General features: G+C 67.4%; 2 protein-coding genes. Both read left to right on the top strand.

The features are described 5' to 3' along the window. Positions 1 to 97 precede the first annotated feature (97 nt). Positions 98 to 1,522 carry an ABC transporter substrate-binding protein gene (locus OXN85_04975; protein MCY3599311.1) on the top strand — a complete coding sequence of 475 codons (1,425 nt, stop codon included), beginning with the start codon at positions 98 to 100 and terminating at the stop codon, positions 1,520 to 1,522. Beyond that, positions 1,519 to 2,280 carry a hypothetical protein gene (locus OXN85_04970; GenBank protein ID MCY3599310.1) on the top strand — a complete coding sequence of 254 codons (762 nt, stop codon included), beginning with the start codon at positions 1,519 to 1,521 and terminating at the stop codon, positions 2,278 to 2,280. Before OXN85_04975 ends, OXN85_04970 begins: the two co-directional genes overlap by 4 nt. The last annotated feature ends 128 nt before the right edge of the window (positions 2,281 to 2,408 follow it).

The following is a 2,408-nucleotide window of genomic DNA, read 5'->3' as shown; positions in this document are numbered from 1 at the left end:
GAATGTACTTGCGAATAAACTCCCATGCCGAGCGGTCCCCATGCGATGGACCGACCTTGGCGACGCGGATGGCCACGCCGCACGCAAGGAGAGGGTATTGTCCGGAAGTCGAAAAGGGACGCAGCCTCCCAACGGACCGCCGGTTCCGAACCGCGACCCGGCCCGGGCGATCCCGCCGGCGCCCGGCGGACTCCTGACGCGCCGCTCCGCGATCCGCGCCGGGCTGGCCGGTCTGCTCGGGGCGCCCTTCGCGACGTCGCTCGGCGCCTCCACCTCCACGCGACCGCTCGCTCCCGGCCTGCGCTGGAGCGGAAGGCAGGGCGCGCAGCCGGACGACGAGATCGTTCTCGGCGTGTCCGCGGCCTTTTCCGGGCCCTCCCGGGGGCTGGGCACCGAACTGTATCGCGGGGCGATGTCCTGTTTCGGACAGGTCAACGAGCAGGGCGGCGTCAACGGACGCCGGATCGTCCCCAGGCTCTACGACGACGGCTATCAGCCGGATCCGTGCGTAGAAAACACGCTCAAGCTGATGCTGGAGGACGAGGTCTTCCTCCTCTTCGGCTACGTCGGAACTCCCACCGTCACCCGCGTGCTGCCGCTGCTGAAGAAGTTCCAGGACCAGCAGATGTACATCTTCTTCCCCTTCACGGGCGCCCAGCCGCAGCGCGAGCCGCCGTACGGGGAGTTCGCCTTCAACCTGCGCGCCTCCTACGGCCAGGAGACGGCGGGGCTGGTCGACAACTTCATCCGCATCGGGCGACGCCGAATCGCGGTCTTCTACCAGGCCGACGCCTACGGACGCAGCGGATGGGCCGGGGTGAGGGCGGCGCTCGCCCGGCACGGCGAGACGATCGCCGGCGAAGCTACCTACAGGCGGGGTACGCAGTTCACGAGCGTGATGCGGCCGCAGGTCGAGATCCTGCAGGAGGCGTCGCCTGACGCCGTGATCTGCGTGGGGGCCTATGCCGCGTGCGCCGCCTTCGCGCGGGACGCGATGGACCTGGGCCTGCACGTGCCCATCGCGAACCTCTCCTTCGTCGGGAGCGAGAACCTGCTCTCGCTGCTCGAGGGGGCGAGCCGGGACGACCCGGCCTACTACACGCCGTGGCTCGTGAACTCGCAGGTCGTGCCCAGCTACGAAGACACCTCGATCCCGGCCGTGCCCGAGTACCGGGACCAGATGGACCGCTACGATCCCCAGGTGCCGGAGGAGCTGGTGGTGGAGCCGTACGACCCGTTCCCGTACAGCTTCACCAGCCTCGAGGGATTCCTGGACGCGAAGCTGCTCACGGAGATCCTGCGCCGGATCGACGGCACCCCCGAGCGCGGCAAGCTGAACGACGCCGTCTTCTCGGTGCGGAACTACGACCTCGGGATCGGCGAGATGGTGTCGTTCGCGCCCGACCGCCGGCAGGGGCTCCAGAGCGTCTACTACACGGTCGTCGAGGATGGCCGCTTCGTCACGCTCGCGGACTGGGAAGCCAAGTTCGGCCTGACGGCCACAGGTGACGAGGCCTCGTGAGCCAGCCGGAAACGCACGAGATCAGGATCAAGAGGCTCTTCCGCAAGACGCGCTTCGGTATCTTCGTGCTCTTCGGGGCCATCGTATTCTCCACCTCCACGCTCTCCATCCTGACCATCTCCAGCCAGCTGTCGGAGGAGTACGAGAGCAACAGCGCGAACATCGCCAAGAACATCGCCGACTCGAGCGTCGACATCCTGCTCAACCGGAATCTCGCCACGCTGCAGTCGCTCATCGACCAGTTCGTGGAGATCCAGAGCATCCGGTACATCTACATCACGAGCGACACGGGCGAGATCCTGACCCACACCTTCGTGCCGGGTGTCCCCGAGGTGATCCGCGAAAGCGACCCGCACGCGACCGAGCCGATCGAGCGCAGCCTGCCGGGGATGGGGGATTTCGTCGAGGTCGGGAGCCCGATCCTGGCCGGCCAGGCCGGCACCGTGCACGTGGGGATGGACCTCGACCTCGTGCGGCTCAAGATCCAGCGCGCCACGGGCAACCAGGTCTACCTCATCTGCATCATCCTGATTGTCGGTATCCTGGGCTCGATCTGGTTCGTGAAGCTCGCGGTCACCCCGCTGGAAGAACTGCTCTCCTACGTGGTGGGGCTGGCGCGCCGCGATGCGGACGCGCTGAACGATGCGAAGGTCCTGGCGCGCGATGACGAGATCGGGGAGATGGCGCGCCTCATGCTGCATGCCGTGAAGGGCAAGGCGTCGGGCGCCGCGTCGAATCCGGGTTCGGGAACGGACTGACGTGTCCGCCGAAGGGTGGAAGGCGCCGCGGGTCGCGATCGCCTTCTTCTGCACGGTCCTGCAGGTCTGCTTCGGGACCGTCTACGCCTGGAGCTTCTTCCAGACGATGCTCGTCCGGCAGGCGGGCT

The organism is Candidatus Palauibacter australiensis (assembly GCA_026705295.1).
Lineage (GTDB): Bacteria > Gemmatimonadota > Gemmatimonadetes > Palauibacterales > Palauibacteraceae > Palauibacter > Palauibacter australiensis.
The sequence above is the reverse complement of the archived record's forward strand: the minus strand, read 5'-3'. Positions and strand labels throughout refer to the sequence as shown.